This is a genomic window from Posidoniimonas polymericola, from assembly GCF_007859935.1.
In the GTDB taxonomy this organism is placed as follows: domain Bacteria; phylum Planctomycetota; class Planctomycetia; order Pirellulales; family Lacipirellulaceae; genus Posidoniimonas; species Posidoniimonas polymericola.
Genome location: NZ_SJPO01000005.1, coordinates 333,941 through 350,004, shown reverse-complemented (window position 1 = coordinate 350,004; position 16,064 = coordinate 333,941). Strand labels below are relative to the sequence as shown.

Sequence of the window (16,064 nt, the reverse complement as noted above, 5' to 3'; positions counted from 1 at the left end):
ACAAAGCCGTGAACCGGAGCACTCATTCACGCGGCATTTGAAATCAAGGTCTTCCGTTCGTGCCCGGTTACGACTGCCGTTCTGCCGCTGAATTTACAACGATGCGATTCATCGACGCTCTTACTCAGCACCCTGAAATTCCGATCTTTGGCCGGGTCGAAGGACTCGAACCCGACACGGACGACATTCGCGATTGGGAATTCGACCCAATCGATGCGGCAGTCCTCCGTGAATCCGAGATCAGTGACTTTTTCGTCGTGAAGGCGAAACATGTACTTCCAGGCGGCACAATCCAAGATTGCTACTTGGACCTCTGCCTTCCTGAACGCATCAGCGATTACGCATACTTTCTGCGCGACGGTGAGATTGAATTTCGATACCACCACGAATGTGATGGCGATGTGGTCTGCGGTGTCCCAATTGACTGCTTCGGGGTCTACGAACTCTTTTACTCACGAATTGCCCCTGATGTCGGTATCAACATTCTCCGAAACGGACTTAACTTGTCGCCCCATAGGCAATACATCGCGGAAGACCTTGGCTATATCCTTCGCGACGAGCGAAGATTCGCCGAAGCTGCAGAAGCGTTTCAGATTGCTGCCGACGGCCAGCCTTCTTCGTACTTCATATACGGTGAACTGGCTGGATGCTATGATGAACTTGGCGATACCGAGCGTGCCGCCAAATACCAGTCACTTTTCGCATCACACGAATAAGACGGGCAGAACCATGGGATGCAACGGAGCGGCGGTGGTGCGGTTTTTGGTGAGATCAATGTCAACTCCCGCCGCCCGCTGATCCCTACCGTTATCCGCAGCGGTTGCTCTTAGACGCGGACACCTCGCGCAGCTCCGTCAGATCTCTAGCAGCCGAGGCTGGACGAACCGCGGCACATATCGACCCTCACTGAGAGATTGCGGCAACGCCTCGAGGTTGCTATCTCGAGCTGTTCGCAGAGCCTCAACTACCCGCTAACCGAAGTACTCCGGCTCGCCGCCCGGCTTCCATTTGATGTTGCAGCCGATGCTGGGGGTTTGGTCCTCGGAGGGGGTCTTGCCGGCCAGCACCTGGTCGGCGGCGGCGCGGAGGTCCTCGCCGGTCACGGGGATGTCGCTGCCCGGGCGGCTGGCGTCGAACTGGCCGCGGTAGACCAGCTTCTTGTCCGCGTCGAACACGAAGAAGTCCGGCGTGCAGGCCGCCTTGTACGCGATGGCGGTGTCCTGCGTCGCGTCGTACAGGTACGGGAAGCTGTAGCCGCGGGACTTGGCCTCCTCGACCATCTTTTCGGGCGAGTCGTCCGGGTAGTTCTCGACGTCGTTCGCGCTGATGCCGACCACCGCCAGGCCCTTGGCCTGGTACTCGTCGGCAAACTTCTTCAGCTCGTCGGCGATGTGGATCACAAAGGGGCAGTGGTTGCACATGAAAACCACCAGCAGGCCCTTGGAGCCGTCAAAACTGTCCAGGGAGACCGTTTTGCCGTCGACGTTCGGGAGCGAGAAATCAGGGGCGGGCGTGCCGAGCGGCAGCATTGTGCTGGGGGTTTTAACCATGGGTGGGGCTCCGGATCTAGCGGGACGGCGAACGAACCTCGCGGGGCCGCCTGGGTCCTGCCCTGGGCGGGCGGCGGGACCTGCCTGCAGCGGGCGGCCTAGGTCCTGCAGTATAGGAGCCACGGCCCCGCCGCCAACCGGCCGGGGGGGCCGCCCGTAGCGTTGACAGCGGCCCCGCAGCTCCTACAATCGTTTGCACGCAAACAACTTACGGCCGATGGCCCCGCCGGGGTCGAACCCGCTGTCACCCGACGCCGTAGTGAGTCACTAGCAGATTTGTGTCATTAGAAACCAGCGGTCCGGCGCCAGGCGGACCGGTTACCAGTTCAGGAGACTACCGTGGGCGTTCAAGAAGTCAACGACGATAACTTTGAGGCAGAAGTACTGAAGGCCGGCGAGCCGGTGCTGGTCGACTTCTGGGCGCCGTGGTGCGGCCCGTGCCGTCAGATCGCCCCGCTCGTGGAAGAGCTGGCCGGCGAGAACAGCGGCGGCGCCAAGGTCGTGAAGCTCAACGTCGACGACGCCCCCGGCGCCGCGCAGAGCTACGGCGTCAGCAGCATCCCGACCCTGATGGTCTTCAAGGGCGGCGAGGTGGTCGACCGCTTCGTCGGCGTCCAGCCGAAGAACCGCCTGCAGGACGCGATCGACTCGGCCAAGGCTTAATCTACGCCGGCCGGCCAATAATGCCACCAACGACCAGGAGCCCCGCTGCTTGCTAGCAGCGGGGCTCTTTTTTTTGCGCGGTCACGCGGCAATTCGCTCAAGCCGTGACGCCGGCTGGCCGAAACGGAAGATAGGCAAATCTTACCGTTTGTACGGGTCGCACGGGCACGACGCCCCGTGGCGGCCAGCAGAAGGGAATCGCGTTCGATGCCAGACAAGTCCGCCAAGGCCTCCGAGTCGCGGGTAGACCCGCCCCACGCCATCCACCGCGCGACCGCCAAGACCGCCGCGAAGGCGGCCGTCGGCGGCGAAGTGGCAGAGGCCCCCGCCGCGCTCGAGCTCGAATCGTCGATGCCGATCGACAAGCACGCCGCCGAGCTGGCCCAGCGGCTGCAGCAGCAGCAGGACGCGCTGCAGCGCCGCGCCGCCGAGCTCGACGCCCGCGAGCTCGACCTGCAGGCCAAGGTCGAGTCGGCCAAGCTGTGGTTCGAGGAGCAGAACCAGCTCGTCGAGGAGCGGCCGGGCGGCGAACGAGACCCCAGCGCCGACGCGGCCGCCGCGGAGCGGGCGAAGCGGGAACTCGAAGAGCTGAGGGCCGCTATCGCCAAACGCGAACAAGAGCTCGACGCCCGGCAGGCCGAGCTGTACCAAGAGATCGAATCGTTCACCAACGACCGCGGCAAACACGGCGACCGCATCGCCGAGCTAGACCGCCGCCAGCAGGCCATCCAGCGCCGCGAGGAAGAATTCAAAGCACGCCAGCAGGAGCTCAACGGCCAGCTCAAGAGCAGGTCCACGGTCGAGGCCGAACTCGAGCGGCAGCGGGTCGAGCTGGAGTCGCAGCAGCAGGAGCTGCAGAACCAGATCGCCGGCTTCGCCGAACGCGAGGCCCAGCTGGCCGCCCGTCAGGCAGAAATCCAGCTCGCCATCAAACGCTACGAGGCGCTCGGCATCACCGAACGCCGCATCGCCCAGGCCGAGAGCCAGAGCAACGAGTCGCACGCCCGGGCGATCCACCTCGACGAGGCCGAGGCGATGCTCGCCGAGGAGAAGCGCTCGCTGCAGCGGGAACGCTCGCAGCTCAACGCCGACCGCCAGGCGATGCAGCAGCAGCACCTGATGGAACGTCGCAAGATCGAGGAGGAGCGGGTCACCATGAAACAGGAGATCGCCCACGACAAGGAGCTGCTGTCGCGGCGGGCCGAGCGGATCGACGACCGCGAGGCGGCCCTCGAACGGCTGCAGGTCGAGCTCCAGGGGACGCAGCGCGAGGTGCTCGAGATGCGCCTCGCCACCGAGGAGACCTGGGCCCAACTCACCGGCGCCCTGGCGCCCGCCAGCCTGACGCGTTCGATCGCGCAGGTGCGGGCCCGGCTCAGCGACCACTACGAGCAGACCCTCCGTGAGATGGAGGAGCGCCGGGTGGAGCTGGAGGGCGTCTCCAAGCAGTTGGGCGACGAGCAGTCGCGGCTCGAGGAGCACGGCCGCCAGCTCCTGGAGTGGTCACGCCGTCGGGACGAGGAGATCGAGAAGCAGGCCGCGCGGCTGATCGCACGCGAGCGGGAGCTCGACCGCCAGCAGGGTCAGTACGAGTCCCTCGAGGTGAGGTGGAACCACGAGCGGTCGGAGCTGCGGGCCCGCATCCGCGACCTGCTGTCGAACATGCGTCACGGGCCCTCGGGGGAGGGGCCGCTCGCCAAGGCGGCGTAATTGCAGCCATGGTCAGAAGGGCCATCCCGCAGTAGCCCATCGCGCCAGCCATGGGACCGATCGTGGCATCCCAAACAAAGAAGCCCTGAGGGAGCATCGCGCTCCCTCAGGGCTTTTGCTGCTTGTTTGGGCCGTTTGCCCCACGGCTGGCGCCGTGGGCTGTACTAGGCCTGCTCGGCTTCGGTCGCTTCGACCTCGACGTCGGCCTCTTCGGCCTCGACCTCAGCTTCCTCGGTCTCGGCCTCCTCCACCTCAACGGTGTCCTCGCTGGCCGAGTAGCTGCCGGCGAGCGAGTGCTCGCTGCTGCCGCTGGCCTTGCGGGCCTCGGCCCGGCGTTGGGCCTCCTGCGAGTAGGCCATCGCCGTGGAGATCTGCTGGCGGGTGAAGTACGGCTCGCGGATGGAGCTGCGGACCGTGCCGGTCAGCTTCTGGGACAGCTCGCCCCAGGAGAGGTCGTTGTTCAAGTTCCAGACCGACGCCTGCACGGCGCCGTGGTTCAGCTTGCCGGAGCCGAAGGCGGTCAGCAGCTCGATCACCTCGGGGCGGTCGACCACTTCCTCGACGCGACGCAGCTCGTAGGCCTTCGAAGAAGTCGGGTCGCGTTTGCCGTGCTCCAGGCAGACCACGGGGACTTCCAGCTTGGCGGTCTTTTCGGCCGGGACGCTGAACGCACCACCGCCGCCGCCCAGGCCGCCGCCGCCGCCGCCGCCGCCTACCGACTGGCTGCCGCCGCCACCGCCGCCGCCGCCCAGGCCACCAGCGCCACCACCACCGCCGCCAAACTGAGCCAGCACCGGCACGCCGGCAAACGCCTCAGGCATCTTCAACGCCAGCGGCTGCTTGGTCTTGTTGGTGATGATCACCTTGGCTTCGCGGTCGCTCTTGGCGATGAACTTCACATCGACGTCGCCGCTGTCCATCGCGTCGAACAGGTCGATTGCGGAGGGGGCTGCGACTGAGGTTTCGGTCGCGACCGACTCGGCTGCCCAGCAGCTGCTGTGGGTCAGCAGGCCAGCGACGCAGAACGCAGCAACAAACAGGCGGGAAACCATTTCAGGACTCCAGAGTGACGCAAACGCCGCGGACGCGACGTGGGAGGACAGCAGTTCCGGCGAGCGGACCGAGGGGGACGCCCCCCTCGCCTCTGTCCAGCATAATCAGCCACTCTGGCAAAACCAAGCAATCCAGGGGGAAAATGCCGCCCCGGCTCACCGCTAAGCCGCGGGGCGGCCCTGGTTTGCGTCATTCGCGGCGGCTGGGCCCGCCGGGGCGGTTCAGCCGGCCGGCGAGATCCCACTGATCACCGTGTGCTCGACGCGGCCCCGCCGCTCGATCTGCAGGGCGATCTCCTCGGCGTCTTCGGCAAGCCGCTCGTTGAGCAGCTCCTGGAAATGCCGCGAATTGGCGAACGGCTGCCCGTCGATATGGAGGATCCGGTCGTGCACTTGCAAGCCGGCCTCGGACGCCGGGGTGCCCTCGGCTACCCGCGTCAGGAAAACCGCGCCGGGCTCGCCGTCGTCCTCCCGCCAAGAGATCCCCACCCGCGGCGCCGGCGCGCCCTCGGGCAGCGGCGGCAGCGGCCGCTGCCGCCGGGCCTGCAGCGACTTGCCCTCGTTCATCCCCTGCCAGCGGAACTTCGGCAGCTCGTCGGCGTCGGCGGCGGTCAGCGCCAGGTCGAACAGGTACCGCGATGTCAGCCGCACGCCGTCGGTGTTGATCAGGCTAACGTCGTCGCTCGGGCGGTGGTAGTCGTCGTGCAGGCCGGTGTGCAGCATCAGCGTGGGGACCCGCCGCTGCAGGAAGTTCCAGTGGTCACTGTTGTTCTCCAGCTCCCAGGTGAAGTCGAGCCACACGCCATCGTCCGCCGCGACGCTCGCCAGCCGCCGCAGGCCCGCGCCGCTGCGGGTGCAGCTCACCTCGAGCCGGCCCTCCCGCATCCGCCCGACCATGTCGATATTGATCGACAGCGGCACCGACTCCAGCGGCACGGTGGGGCGGTTGCACCAGTGCTGGCTCCCCAATAGGCCAAGCTCCTCGGCGTCCCAGAACGCGATGATCAGCGACCGCTTCGGCTCGATCTCGTGCAGCGCCACCGCCTGGGCAAACTCCAGCACGGCCGACACGCCGCTGGCGTTGTCGTCGGCGCCGTTGTGGATGTAGCCGATCGGCCCAAAGCTGGTGCGGCGGTCGCCGTAGCCAACATGGTCGTAGTGGGCGCCGATGACGATGTGCTCGTGCTTGAGTTGGTCGTCCGAGCCGGGCCAGACCGCCAGCACGTTGCGGCGGCCGCCGCTGAACGGCTGGTAGTAATCGTCCTCGGTCCCGCCCCCCTGCCAGCCCATCTCCTGCAGCTGCTTGACCAGGTAGGCGGCGGCCGCCCGGCCACCGCGGGAGCCGCCGCGGCGGCCCTCCAGGGCGTCGGAAGCCAGGACCTCGAGGTGCGCCAGCGCGTCCTCCGCGCGGATCGAGGCCAACGCCGCCATCTTGGCGTGCTCCTCGGCGTGCGCCGCCGGGGGCGAGACAAACACGGCGGGCAATGCGACCAGGGTCGCCAGCAGGGTCCGGGGGGTGAGGGGCACCGGATCGTCCTCGGGGTCGTGGCCAGGACGACGCACGCGGGGGCCGCGTGGTCGCCATCTGCGGGAGTATCGGCCCGTCGGCCGCCGCTACCTCCGCTAGGATCGGTTTTACTTGCCGCCCGGCCGCTTCGGGGGCCCTACAACCGGCACACCCGGACTACTTCCCGATGCAGAACCGGCTGAAGATGCGGTCGAGCACTTCGTCGTTGTCGGCGTCGCCTAGCACACGGCCCAGGCCCGCCAGGGCGGTCCGCAGCTCGAGGGCCACGAGGTCGTCGGCCCCGGCCGAAACGAGCTCTGCCGCCCGGCCTAGTGCGTGCTCGGTCTCACGCAGCGCCTCGCGGCAGCGGTTGGCGGTCGAGGCCACCATCTCGCCGCCGGCTAGCTCGGTAACGGCCGCGGTAATTTGGTTCAGCAACGCGTCCAGCCCGTCGCCGCGGCTCGCGCTGACGGCCAGCACGCCCGCTGGGGGGGCGGCGTCGGTCAGGTCAGACTTGGTTTGCAGCTCGATGGTTTCTTGACCGGCGACAGCGGCCCGGGCAGGGGAGGGCGATGCCGCATCAGCCGGCCGGCAGCGGAGCACCACCAACGCGTGCTCGACCGATCGGGCACGCTCGCATTGGGCGGCGGAGTCGAGGGAGGTTTCGTCTACCGCTGCGGTCTCGCCGGCGGTGTCGGTCAGCTCGAAGCGGACCCCGCCAACGGACAACACGCGGCTCACGCGGTCGCGGGTCGAGCCGGCTTGCTCGGACACGAGCGCCGGCACGGCCGACTGGTCGACGCCCGCCAACTGGTCGAGCGCGTTGAGCAGCGTGCTCTTGCCGGCGTTCGGCGGGCCGGCGATGACGACCGTCGGCAGCTCGCCGGCGGCGTCGCGGTCACTGGCCTGGCGGGCCGCGGCGGCGACGTGCTGCTGGGCCTCGCCCAAGCGGCGGAGCGTCTCCTCCGGCTCGATGAACACGACGTCCTCCTCGTCGACAAAGTCGAGGCCCGCCTCGATGTCGGCTAGCAGCGACAACAGGTCCTCCCGCACGGCCCCCAGCGGCCCGGCCAGCCCGCCCGCCAGCTGCCGCAGCGCGGTCGCCAGGTCGGCGTCGCCCCGGGCATCGATCACGCCGAGCACGGCCTCGGCCTGGGTGAGGTCGATCCGCCCGCTGAGCACCGCCCGCAGCGTGAACTCGCCCGGCTGCGCGAGTCGCGCCCCGCCCTCGGTCAGCGACCGCAGCGCCGCTTCCAAGAGCGGCGGCGACCCCGGCAGGTGCAGCTCAACCGACGGCTGCCGCACGTAGCTGCGTTGGTCGGGCCAGACGTAGAGGTCCGCGGCTGCCGTGCGGTCGACGCCGGCCAGCTCCAGCCGCAGCCGCCCGCCCTCGATCAGCACCGGCCGCCGCGCGGCTGTCAGCCTGCCCGCCGAGTCCTCATCCAGCCGCCCCGCCACAACACGGACCGCATCCGGCCCCGCCACCCGGATCACCCCCCGCGCAGCCGCCCCCCGGGCGCTGGCGATCGCGGCGATGGTGTCGGTTTCATCGGGAAGCATGGCAGGCGGTCTCTGTTCTCTTCGCTGCCTTCTGTTCTATACCGACCGGCGAGGGAACAGAAGGCAACGAAGAGAGCGAAGGGCCCTGCGGGTGGCACGCCCCTGCAAGGGCGTGGCGGCGCCGGTGGTGGCTTTCCATGCCCAATCGATGCGCTAGCGGTGAATGAGCCGCTGACGGCGAGACTGTGAGGTCGGAACCCGGCCGTTCCTCGGTTGGCGTCGCTGTATGGGCGGCGTAGTGTCCCATTCGCCAGTCGCCCGCGTCGAGCGTCCCGTCGTGCTCGCCGCCGAGGCTACTCGAAGACCGAGTAGTCGTCCAGTTGGCCGTTGACAGAACTTCTCGTGTAGCCGTACGCACCGTTCTTTGTCGCCGTGCCCGGCCGGGCGATCGAGGACGGGACCGAGAAAGAGTTGATCCATTTGAGATAAGGTTTCGCACGGCGCCGGACCGACTCTTCTACGGTTTCGCCGTCCCGTAGGACCGATCGCCCCGTAAGCGCCGTGCCCATTGTGTTGGTGTAGAGCGTCTCGCCGTTGTGCACGATGCTGATCTTCATATTGTACAAGACGACATCGAAGTCGAGGATCTGTTCGTCGGAGCTGCTCATCCGCTGCCGCATGTCGTACTGGGCGTCGTCGAGGATATAGATGGAGGCCTGATCCCTCCGGCTCCTCTCAACGATGACATGCAGCGTTCGCTGCGGCTGGGGCTCGCAAGCGACAATGATGACGGTATCGGCTCGCTCCCGGAGCTCGAGGCCGGCGGCGCGGATCGACTGCTCCATCGCGCTACGGACGTCGTCGCCGCCTTCGACCTCTGGCGGGATATCAACCGCGAGTTCGATCGGATCGCCCTTCCGGTAGACCATGAGATCGTCGGCTGAACCGAGGCGTTCGGCGGCGGCGACAATCGCGGGACGCGGCAGCTCAATCGAATCGATGAACGGGTCCCGGTTGCGGGCGCCGCTTCCTGGGAAGTACCAGAGTCTGCTGCCGGCGACCGAAACAGCCCCGTCGCGATCGGCCAAGCCTGGTTGGAACTCCCACAGCAGCACAGCTCGTTCGACGTCGTAGAGGTACCTGCCGTCGACAAGCAAGAACTCCCCAACCCACTCGATTGACTTGGTCATGTGGACTTCCGGCCGCGTTAACCGACGCACCTGCTCGCCGGTCGACAGGTCCCACACCAGGACGCTGCCCATGGCCGTGGCGGCCAGGCGTCGCTGATCGTCTTTGATTGCGATCGCGTCGATGCCGCTGTAGCAGTCGGGGGGGATCACTAGGTCGCCTGCGTAGCGGTTGTTCTTGAGGTCGATGACGGAGATCCCGAACGTCGTGTTGTACGCGAAGAGCTGTCGCCTGGCGTCGAGTGCCGGACGGCTGCGCGCGCCAAACGACGGTCCGACCGTAAAGATGCGTTCTGCTGACGCGCTCTCCCAATCCCAGACCACCAGCGGGTGGTTCTCGCGTCCCATCGTCATGACACGCTTGGGGTCAATAAACCAAGACCCCTCGACGTCCGACTCGATGGGGCCGTGCACGCCTTTGCCGTAGGGTCGCCAGCTCGCAGCGTGATGCAAGGTGTCGCCTACGATGCGTTGGACAAAGAGCTCCGCCGGGTCGAACGCGCCAAAGCGGTCCTGCTGTATGAGGGCTAGAGAGTCGGCGAGCAGTACGTCCGCAAACGTTGAGTTTACCGGCGCCGGCACGGTGGCGACGACCTCGGCCTTTTCCGGCGCGATGATGTCCAAGACCCAGCGGTTCTTGCCGCCACGCACGCCGGTGAGTCTCTGAATCGCGACCAGCCCCGTGGAGTCCGAATGGAAGAAACTCCCCTGCGTGTGGAGGGCGTGGCTCGCCTGCGGGGTAGCGGGGAGTCGAGTGCGGTGCGCCTCCCCCAGTCTTGAACCGCCGTTCCATGGCGTGGGTTCGAAATCCCATTGCTCGTTGCGGAGCGCCTTCACCGCGTCTCTGACGTTGGGACGCAGCGGCCCCGCAGCGACACTCGGTTCTGACGCCTGGAATGGATTGTCGGGATCCTGCTTGCCGCCCGATTTCAGAAAACTCTGATCCTGCTCTGATAGCTTCTCGATCGGGACGTTGATGATCCGCCCATCGGCCCGACGAATCACTGCTTCCCGCTCGTCGGCGGTGACGAGCGAACCTTGGATGCTGAAGCGGCCGGTCTTGTCGGTCCAGGTGCGGGTAGCGACCGGGGCGTTCGACCCCGAAGAGGGACGCAGCCGGGCAGGATCTACCGGCAGGATAACGGCCGGCGTCTCCCGGAGCACTCGGGCGAACCGTTTGCTCGTTAGGGCTGGCAAGAAATCCATCGGCTGATCGAATCGCACAATCGGGGTGTCGAACGCTTCCTCCGCAACCATCACCCCCCTGACCCAGACGCCGTTGAACTGGCACTCCACGGGGTCTTCGAGGGAGAAGCCATCGGGGTTGATGGGGGAGGCGGCGATATTGGTCGGGGGATTGCCAATCGGAGGATCTACCCGAGGCCCAGCCGGCTTCTCATCGAACTCGACGACATTCGACTTCCCTGCTTCACGCGCGCGGCGGTGCACCTCGGCCGGCGTGAGCGCCGCGGGGTCCACCCGCAGTCGGATGAACCGTTGGTCGTCGTCCTTGGCTAGGATCTTGCCGAAATCTATGGCGTCGCAGAAGGCGTCAAAGTCTTCTATCGGCTCGATCCGCATCCGCTGGTTCGAATGTGCGTAGCGCCGAATCGGGGTCGGGGAGGCCACCTCCAGCAGGGTCCTTACCATGTCAATTGCCGTAGGCGGAGACGACTTGCGGTCAAAGTCGATACGGAAGACATCTCCCGCCAACTCTTTTTCCCCAAGCTCCTCCAGCAGCATCCTGGAAACTTCCTCGTGGCTCCTGGCGCCAACCTTGTTGATCGCACGGAAGTTGGTGATCTCGATTAAGACGGCTTTCTCTTGACCGTATCCGGACGAGGCGAGTCCATGCCAGAGAACGAGGGCAAGAAGTAAGCAAATTCGCGCAGGCATCGCATCACTCATTGCTTGAATCGCGTCGGAAGAGAACGCTACGGGGGCGACCTTGATGGTAATCCGGCGTACGCACGGCCGCAATGAACTTGGGCGTCGGACCTACGGAGAATCGTTGGTCGACGCCCTCTGTCAGCGTCTCGTTGATCGATTCTCTACGGCGACTCTGCGTTGAGAAGGCGTGCGCTCCACGACGGCTTCGCTCAGGGCCTCGCGGCACCTCCCCAGCCCACGGCGGCTCGTCGGATTACCGGCTTGACCGATAGTCAAGTTTGCTGAAGACCTACGTGGTCAAAATGTTCCACGTCCGGCAATTCTTTGTCGAAGTTAGCCGCTGAGCGTGGTCCAATAGAGGGGCTGCTAGGGCTCCCAATAGACCGATGCGGTCCCGCTGGCGATCCGCAATCCCGACGGCTTCCGCCGCCGGTTGCTGGGGCGGGGTCGCCAGCGGGACGGACTTTTGTCTGCGCTAGCGCGCACGATCGGACAAAAGTCGGACCTCGCTAACGGAGGTGGAAATCGCCGAGGCTTCTATAGCAGTGTGAAACGGCCCTTGGGGCCGGCGATGGGGCCCGACTTTTGTCCTTAGGAATCGGTGTCGGATTTGGGGACAAAAGTCAGCAGGGGCAAAAGTCGGCCGGCTCACGCGTCGCGGGCACCGAGGAGTAGCCTAGCGTTTCTTCTTCTTGTTGTTCGACTTCTTCTTCGTCCCGCCGCCGCCGGCGTTAGACAGACGCTTCGGCGGGTCGGGCTTGGAGAAGGCCGCGGGGTTTTCAGCCGGCTTGGGGGGCGGAACCAGCTTCCGCTCGGCGATGCCCCACAGGCTCGAGGTGATGAAGTAGATGCACAGCCCGCTGGGGACTTTGAAGAACATCAGGCCCATGAAGCCCATCATGTACTTCATCATCTTCTGCTGCAGGATGGCCTGCTCGGTGGTCGCCTCGGGCATAAACAGCTTCTGCTGCAAGAGGAACAGGCAGACGGTCACCACGGGCAGCAGGTTGAAGTACGGGCCGACCGCGAAGATGCCCATAAAGCTCGGCAGGAAGCCGTTGTTGACCCACTGGGGCATCCAGGCGGACCAGTCGAAGAACATGTCGGGCGCGGCCAGGTTGGAGCAGAAGCGGGTCCAGTCGCCAAGGAGCGACGCCTCGCGGAGCTCCACGTCGACGGCCAATGCGCGGTACAGGCCGAGGAAGATCGGCAGCTGGAAGAACATGGGCAGGCAGCCGCCCATGGGGTGGAAGTTGTGCTTGCGGAACAGCTCCTGTTGGGCCTGCGTCCGCTTCGGCATGTCGTCCTTGTACTTTTCGGCGATGCGGTCGATCTCGGGCTTGAGCTCTTGCATCTTCACCATGTTGGTCGCCTGCTTGCGGCTGATGGGGAACATGCAGAGCCGGACCAGGACCGTGAGCAGCACGATCGACACGCCGTAGTTGCGGACCACGGCGTAGAAGGTGTGGAGGATGGCGAGCATCAGCCGGGCGACCGGGTCGAACCAGCCGTAGTAGAGCGTGCCCTGCAGCGTGTAGGTGTCGGCGTCGGCGGGCTGGTACTGGGCCAGCAGGTCGGGGCGTTTGGGGCCGGCGAAGACCGTGAACGTGTCGGTCCGGCTGGTTCCTTCGCCCGGGTCGTCGCCGGCGGCGGCCAAGACCACCGGCGTGCGGGTAAGGGTGAACGTTGGGTTGTTGAGCGTGACGCGGGCCCGCTTGCCGAGCTCGGGCGTGGCGAGCTTGGTGTTGGCGTAGTCGAACCAGATCTCTTCGAGGCTCTGCTTCTGGGGGATCAGCATCATCGAGAAGTACTGGGCGTCGACGCCGATGTAGGCCAGCGACGAGCCGTCGCCGTAGCGTTCGTAGTCGCCGTCGACAATGCCGGAGGGGCTCATCTGCAGGTTCCGGCTCCCCTCGAACCGGGTGATGACGTCCCGCAGGCCGACCGCTCCCCAGGCGCCGCCGCCGCTGGCGTTGCGGCCGATTTTGTTGGCGTACCAGTAGCCCTCGATCGGCAGTCCGTTGGGGCCCTGCAGTTCGTAGACCACCTCCTGCGGCGTGTCGCGGAGGTTGCGGACCTCAATGGAGAAATCGAAGTGGTAGCCACGGTAGTTAACGTCGTCGATCTTGTCCGACGGGACCTCGGCGAGCGTGAAGGTCTTGGCGACCTCCAGGCCGAGGTCCGCCAGCCGCATCGTGAACGTGGTCGAGGCCGCGTCCTGGTTGCTGACGGTCCAGCCGCCGGATTTCAGCCGCTCGTTGGCGGCGATCAGTGCGGCGTTCTTGGCGGCCTGGTCGTTGACGCTGACCAGCTGCACCAGCAGCGAGGGGACGTCTTCGTATTCCGCGGGGAGCTTGTCCTGGTGCAGCAGGATGTTCTCCCGCTCGGGGCGGACCAGTTCGAGCGGCGGCCGGCCGAGGGTCGCCTCGACGGTCCGCGGCTCGTCGCCCGCGACCTGCAGCGTAAGTTTGTCGCCCGGCTTGGTCTTCTCGAGCAGCGCCAGCAGCTCGGCCGCGGTGGCAAACTTGCCTGCTTTGGAGTCGCCGCTGCCTACGACCACATCGCCCGAGCGCAGGCCGGCCTGGTGGGCGACCGTGCCGGGGCCCACGACATCCAGCCGCACACCGCCTGCGACGTCGGAGAAGTCCTGGACGCCGAGGCTGCCGTGGTGGTTGTCGATCTCCGTGATCTCGTCCGACGAGAGCACAATCCGGCGGATCGCGGCGCCCTCGTTGGTGAGGGTCATCAGCATCCGGTACGGCCCCTCGGCCGAAGCCGAGCCGAGCAGCACATTCTGCGGTTCGGCCAGCGGGACTTCCTCGACCTCGGGGGCCGATCCTTCGGCGTCGCCAGCGGCTTGATCGTCGCCCTCCGCGTCGGCTGCGGTGGCGGGGTCGCCCGGCGAGCGGTCGGGCGCGGGAGCGCTGTCCGCCTGATTGCCTTCCGCTTGGGCGTCGTCGCCTTGTTCGGCCGCGGCCTGGTCAGCGGGCTGAACCGGCGGCTGCGGGTTCATCGAGCTCCAGAACATCGCGATCGACGCCGCGAGCAACAAGAAGATAAACAGCCGCTGGTCCTGCGGCTGGCGGGGGTCTGCGGGGCTCCGCCTCATAGTGGGGTACTAACGCTAGGGTGGGGTGAGAGAGTGGCACGGCGGGGCAGGGGGCCAAGCCCCAGCGGGGCGACACGCGTCCGGCGCCCGCCGCCTATAGGGAAAGCGAGGGCGGGGCAATCAGCGTCCTTGCTTGATGCGGTCCCCGAGGAAGTTGTCCAGGTCGGGGATGTTGTAGATCTTGTCGGCCGTGGCGCCGCGGTCGTAGTCGACGCGGTTGAAGGTGACAGTCGCCGGGCCGGCGACGTCGGCCGAGTCGTACTCGAGGATCACGTAGCACGAGCGGGGGTCGCCGTCACGCGGCTGCCCCACCGAGCCGACGTTGACCATGAACTTCTGCTCGCCGACCGTGTACTTGAACTCGGTCTCTTCCGGGGTGAGGAAGGTGCGGCTCTCGGTGAAGACGCCGGGCACGTGGGTGTGCCCCTGGAAGCTCGCCTTGTCGATCAGGCTGAACAGCTTTTCCATCTTCTTCTGGTTGTAGATGTCCTCGGGGAAGACGTACTCGTTCACCGGGTTGCGGGCCGAGCCGTGCACAAACAGCCAGCGGCCGTCACGGTGCGTGCGGGGCAGGCCGCCCAGGAAGTCCCAGCGGGCGTCGATGTCGGCCCGCGTGCCGGCGCCGTTCTCCAGCTGGTCGCGGGTCCAGAAGATGGCCCGCTCGGCGCCGCTGTTGAAGCCCTCGGGGTCGAACAACGCCGCCTGATCGTGGTTGCCGAGCAGGCAGACCTTGGTCTGCTTCATCACCAGGTCCAGGCACTGGCACGGGTTCGGCCCGTATCCAATGATGTCGCCCAGGCAGAAGATCTCGTCGACTTTCTGCTGCCCGATGTGCTCGAGCACGGTGGTGAGCGCTTCGAGGTTCCCGTGGATGTCGCTGATGATTGCGCGTCTCAAAGCCTCGGCGCCTTTCGCAACGGGCGGTTCTCGATCAAATTGGACTCGTTCGTCCGGTCGACCAGGGCCCGCCGCCCCGCGGGACGCCGCCCCAACCAGGAAAGTGCTGGTGGGGGTGCGACTGCAGGGAGGTCACGCAGAATACCGACCGGTTGGCTTGCCGGGGCGTCCTCGCCGAGGTCGCCGGCTTGCCGTGCTGAAACGATACAAGAGCCCTTAAGCCTAGATTCACTAGTTACTTCGGTCAAGGCGGCCGCCGGGGCGCCAAGAGAGTCCAATCGCGTGAAATTGATCGCCATCGAGACGTCTGAACGGATTGGGTCGTTGTTTGCACTCGCCCGGGGCACCGATAGCGGTGATATGGCCGTGGGGTTGCGCCTGCCGGCGGGCAGCCGCTCGGCCCAGACCCTGGCCCCCTGCCTGGCCGAGTTGCTGCAGAAAACCGGCTGGCGGGCCATCGACCTCGACGCCGTGGCGGTCTCCTCGGGGCCCGGCTCGTTCACCGGGCTGAGGATCGGGGTCACGACCGCCAAGCTCCTGGCCTACGCGGCCGGTTGTCGGGTAGTAGAGGTCAACACGCTGCGGGCCATTGCCGCGCAGGCGGCGGAGCCGGGGCAGGCTGGTTGGGTGGTGATGGACGCGCAGCGGAGCGAGCTGTTCGCCGCCAGGGTCGACGCGACAGGCGAGCTTGGCCCGGTCGAGATCGTCCCGCAGGCCGACTGGCTGGCCGGCCTAAAGCCCGGCGAGTGGGTTGCCGGGCCGGCGCTGGCGAAGCTCGTCGCGCGGCTTCCTGAAGGGGTTTCGCCGGCGGCCGAGGAGTCTTGGGCCCCAACCGCCGAAACGATCGGCCGGCTGGCGGCCAAAGCGGTTGAGGCGGGCCAGACTACCGACCCGGTCGATGTCACGCCCAAGTACTTCCGGCCCAGTGCGGCAGAGGAAAAACGGGCGGCAGAAGAGAAACGTCAGAGCCAAGCGGCCGGCTGATTTCCATCGCCTTGC

The 16,064-nt window shown here is 66.4% G+C and carries 11 protein-coding genes; 4 read left to right on the top strand and 7 right to left on the bottom strand.

The features are described 5' to 3' along the window. The first annotated feature begins 101 nt into the window (after nucleotides 1-101). Nucleotides 102-716, top strand: a complete 615-nt coding sequence (locus Pla123a_RS12380; RefSeq protein ID WP_146587354.1) for a tetratricopeptide repeat protein — start codon at nucleotides 102-104, stop codon at nucleotides 714-716. 255 nt (nucleotides 717-971) lie between these two features. Here Pla123a_RS12380 and Pla123a_RS12375 read toward each other — a convergent pair whose 3' ends face one another. Beyond that, a complete protein-coding gene (locus tag Pla123a_RS12375; protein WP_146587352.1) occupies nucleotides 972-1,550 on the bottom strand; it encodes a thioredoxin family protein in 579 nt (192 codons plus the stop codon). A gap of 339 nt (nucleotides 1,551-1,889) precedes the next feature. Between Pla123a_RS12375 and trxA the strand changes: the two genes are divergently transcribed. Beyond that, the gene (trxA, locus tag Pla123a_RS12370; protein ID WP_146587350.1) at nucleotides 1,890-2,213 is read left to right on the top strand and encodes a thioredoxin; all 324 of its coding nucleotides are present in this window, start codon (nucleotides 1,890-1,892) and stop codon (nucleotides 2,211-2,213) included. A gap of 207 nt (nucleotides 2,214-2,420) precedes the next feature. Next, nucleotides 2,421-3,923, top strand: coding sequence for a hypothetical protein (locus Pla123a_RS12365; RefSeq protein WP_146587348.1), 1,503 nt, complete (start codon nucleotides 2,421-2,423; stop codon nucleotides 3,921-3,923). A gap of 164 nt (nucleotides 3,924-4,087) precedes the next feature. Here the strand turns inward: Pla123a_RS12365 and Pla123a_RS24640 are convergent, their stop codons facing one another. The 6 genes from Pla123a_RS24640 to Pla123a_RS12330 form a co-directional block, all read right to left on the bottom strand. Further along, nucleotides 4,088-4,975 carry a hypothetical protein gene (locus Pla123a_RS24640; protein ID WP_197527909.1) on the bottom strand — a complete coding sequence of 296 codons (888 nt, stop codon included), beginning with the start codon at nucleotides 4,973-4,975 and terminating at the stop codon, nucleotides 4,088-4,090. A gap of 222 nt (nucleotides 4,976-5,197) precedes the next feature. Next, nucleotides 5,198-6,502, bottom strand: a complete 1,305-nt coding sequence (locus Pla123a_RS12350) for a M28 family peptidase (RefSeq protein WP_146587344.1) — start codon at nucleotides 6,500-6,502, stop codon at nucleotides 5,198-5,200. A gap of 157 nt (nucleotides 6,503-6,659) precedes the next feature. Beyond that, nucleotides 6,660-8,042: a tRNA modification GTPase gene (locus tag Pla123a_RS12345; protein WP_146587342.1), complete on the bottom strand. Its 1,383-nt coding sequence runs from the start codon at nucleotides 8,040-8,042 to the stop codon at nucleotides 6,660-6,662. 293 nt (nucleotides 8,043-8,335) lie between these two features. Then, nucleotides 8,336-11,065, bottom strand: coding sequence for an SHD1 domain-containing protein (locus Pla123a_RS12340; RefSeq protein ID WP_197527908.1), 2,730 nt, complete (start codon nucleotides 11,063-11,065; stop codon nucleotides 8,336-8,338). A gap of 670 nt (nucleotides 11,066-11,735) precedes the next feature. Continuing rightward, a complete protein-coding gene (gene yidC / locus Pla123a_RS12335) occupies nucleotides 11,736-14,168 on the bottom strand; it encodes a membrane protein insertase YidC (protein WP_146587338.1) in 2,433 nt (810 codons plus the stop codon). 120 nt (nucleotides 14,169-14,288) lie between these two features. Continuing rightward, nucleotides 14,289-15,065 carry a metallophosphoesterase family protein gene (locus tag Pla123a_RS12330; RefSeq protein ID WP_146587336.1) on the bottom strand — a complete coding sequence of 259 codons (777 nt, stop codon included), beginning with the start codon at nucleotides 15,063-15,065 and terminating at the stop codon, nucleotides 14,289-14,291. A 282-nt stretch (nucleotides 15,066-15,347) separates the two neighbouring features. Here Pla123a_RS12330 and tsaB point away from each other — a divergent pair, with 282 nt between their 5' ends. Further along, nucleotides 15,348-16,049: a tRNA (adenosine(37)-N6)-threonylcarbamoyltransferase complex dimerization subunit type 1 TsaB gene (tsaB, locus tag Pla123a_RS24635; protein ID WP_197527907.1), complete on the top strand. Its 702-nt coding sequence runs from the start codon at nucleotides 15,348-15,350 to the stop codon at nucleotides 16,047-16,049. The last annotated feature ends 15 nt before the right edge of the window (nucleotides 16,050-16,064 follow it).